General features: G+C 58.4%; 1 tRNA gene and 2 rRNA genes. All 3 read left to right on the top strand.

Annotated elements, in window-relative coordinates:
* Positions 1-648 (top strand): 16S ribosomal RNA (locus EP28_RS11410); the annotation flags it as partial.
* An 89-nt stretch (positions 649-737) separates the two neighbouring features.
* A tRNA-Ala gene (locus tag EP28_RS11405) sits at positions 738-809 on the top strand.
* A gap of 220 nt (positions 810-1,029) precedes the next feature.
* A 23S ribosomal RNA gene (locus tag EP28_RS14445) occupies positions 1,030-2,059 on the top strand; the annotation flags it as partial.

Below are 2,059 nucleotides of genomic sequence, written 5' to 3'. Positions count from 1 at the left end.
CCTGGGAAGTACGTCCGCAAGGATGAAACTTAAAGGAATTGGCGGGGGAGCACTACAACCGGAGGAGCCTGCGGTTTAATTGGACTCAACGCCGGTAACCTTACCAGCCCCGACTACGGTGATGACGGTCAGGTTGATGACCTCACCACGATGCCGTAGAGAGGTGGTGCATGGCCGCCGTCAGCTCGTACCGTGAGGCGTCCTGTTAAGTCAGGCAACGAGCGAGACCCGCATCCCTACTTGCCAGCAGTACTTCACAGTAGCTGGGGACAGTACGGAGACCGCCGTGGCCAACACGGAGGAAGGAACGGGCAACGGTAGGTCAGTATGCCCCGAATGGGCTGGGCAACACGCGGGCTACAATGGCCGAGACAATGGGTTCCAACCCCGAGAGGGAGCGGTAATCTCAGAAACTCGGTCGTAGTTCGGATTGCGGACTGCAACTCGTCCGCATGAAGCTGGATTCGGTAGTAATCGCGTGTCACAAGCGCGCGGTGAATACGTCCCTGCTCCTTGCACACACCGCCCGTCAAAGCACCCGAGTGGGGTCCGGATGAGGCCTGTTCAACAGGTCGAATCTGGGCTCCGCAAGGGGGCTTAAGTCGTAACAAGGTAGCCGTAGGGGAATCTGCGGCTGGATCACCTCCACAGACCGGGATCTGCCTTCGGGCAGACCCACCTTTCACGTTCGGTGCCACCGGTTCGACCGGGCACCTTAGAACTACCAAGGCTCCATAGGGCTCGTAGCTCAGTGGGAGAGTGCCTCCTTTGCAAGGAGGATGCCCGGGGTTCGAATCCCCGCGAGTCCATGTCGGATAGAAGGAAACCGTGCGGGTTATATGCCCGACGGGAGTACGATGGAATCCAGACCGACCGATGCACCAGACCGCGAGAGCGCGTCTGGGAAGGGTCCGACGTACGCTCCCGTGACACCCACGGGACGTGCGATGACGACCGTGTGTAAGCGTAGTCCAGGCACCCACTGGACCCGTTCAACGGGTTGCAGTGGAACGACGATAGACGATTACCGACAGACGGCTACTATGCCGGCTGATGGATTGCTCGGCTCGAGTGCCGAAGACGGACGTGCCAAGCTGCGATAAGCCTCAGGGAGCTGCATGGAAGCGAAGAACTGAGGATCTCCGAATGGGAATCCCTCTACAATTGCTTTGCGCAATAGGGAACGTCCTGAATTGAAACATCTTAGTAAGGACAGGAAGAGAAAGCAACTGCGATGTCGTAAGTAACCGCGAGTGAACGCGATACAGCCCAAACCGAATCCGCAAGGAAATGTGGTGTACGGGCTGGCTACCAGCACTCGACAGCCTACGAGAAGTCTCTTGGAACAGAGCACGAAACAGGGCGACAGTCCCGTATCGTAGGCCAGTAGAGTGTGCGCCAGACCCAGAGTAGCGGGGGTTGGATATCCCTCGTGAATGTCGCGGGCATCGACCGCGAAGGCTAAACACTCCTCGAGACCGATAGCGAACAAGTAGCGTGAGCGAACGCTGAAAAGCACCCCGAGAAGGGCGGTGCAATAGGGCATGAAACCAGTCGGCGATAGAGCGACGGGGCTTAAAAGGCTCCTCTCAAAACGATCGAGGGGCGACCCTCCAGTAGGACGAGAGGAGAGCCGAAGTTCCGTCGTACGTTTTGAAAAACGAACTAGGGAGTGTATCTCTTTGGCGAGTCTAACCGGGTTATCCGGGAAGGCGCAGGGAAACCGATAGGGGCGCAGCATTGCCAGGCCCACCGTGTTCAAGCGCGGGGAGTCGAAGGGATACGACCCGGAACCGAGCGATCTACTCTGGAGCAGGGTGAAGCGTGGCGAAAGCCACGTGGAGGCCCGTTAGGGTTGGTGTCCTACAATACCCTCCCGTGACTCGAGAGTAGGGGTGAAAGGCCCATCGAGCTCGGCAACAGCTGGTTCCAACCGAAACATGTCGAAGCATGACCTCTTCCGAGGTAGTTTGCGCGGTAGAGCGACCGATTGAGAGACCCGCCTCCGAGAGGAGTCGGCCTCTCTGTCGAACTCCGAACGTGCAAACGCCGTGGACGA

Origin of the sequence: Halorubrum sp. BV1, from assembly GCF_000746205.1 — an archaeon.
GTDB lineage: Archaea > Halobacteriota > Halobacteria > Halobacteriales > Haloferacaceae > Halorubrum.
This window is presented reverse-complemented; position numbering and strand designations above follow the sequence as displayed.